At 69.0% G+C, this 665-nt stretch carries 2 protein-coding genes; both read left to right on the top strand.

The genetic code is table 11. The features are described 5' to 3' along the window. Positions 1–343 (top strand): urate hydroxylase PuuD (locus D0901_RS20810; protein ID WP_162500939.1); only part of this gene is annotated, 343 nt, incomplete at its 5' end. Positions 344–400: 57 nt separating this feature from the next. Then, positions 401–541 carry a hypothetical protein gene (locus tag D0901_RS21025; protein WP_162500938.1) on the top strand — a complete coding sequence of 47 codons (141 nt, stop codon included), beginning with the start codon at positions 401–403 and terminating at the stop codon, positions 539–541. The last annotated feature ends 124 nt before the right edge of the window (positions 542–665 follow it).

Below are 665 nucleotides of genomic sequence, written 5' to 3'. Positions count from 1 at the left end.
CAGCAACCACTACTCGTTCACCTACTCGCATCCCAATGCCTGGGTGATCATGGTGCTGTTCATCTTCGCCGGGGCGCTGATCCGCCAGTTCTTCGTGCTGATGCACAGCGGCCAGATCAAGCCGGCCTATCCGGTCGCCGGCGCGGCGCTGATCCTGCTCGCGGTGTGGGTCGCCATGCCGGTGTCCTCGACGCCGTCGGCCGACGGCGAGGGTGTCGCCTCGGCCGAGGACAGCCGGGACACGGCGAGCGCCACCCCGCAAGCGTCTGACGACGTGGCGGCCGGCGGTGCGGTGAAGGCGGCGTTCGTAGGGTTCTGCGAGTGGCAGACCGTGCAGCGCTGATCGATGATCCCCTCGACATGGGCGAATCCGCCGCCCTGCGCCTGACCGCCGGCCGGCGTGGCGTTCGACGACGCGGCGCAGATCAAGCGGCAGATGGAGCAGATCCAGCAGGTGGTGGCCAGCGGCTACATGCCGCTGGGCAACCTGACCGAGATGACCGATCAGGAACGCCAGGCGATCGCCGCCTGGGGGCAGTGACCGCGCTTCGCGCGACGCTGCCCGACCGGCAGGACGGCCCGCCTCGGCGACGAGCGCGGGCCGTCGTCGTTGGTCCCGGGGGCGAAGTCGTCGTTGCCGGCAGGTTACGTATACTTACGTATAC

The organism is Modicisalibacter coralii (assembly GCF_004117855.1).
Taxonomy (GTDB): Bacteria; Pseudomonadota; Gammaproteobacteria; order Pseudomonadales; family Halomonadaceae; genus Modicisalibacter; species Modicisalibacter coralii.
The sequence above is the reverse complement of the archived record's forward strand: the minus strand, read 5'-3'. Positions and strand labels throughout refer to the sequence as shown.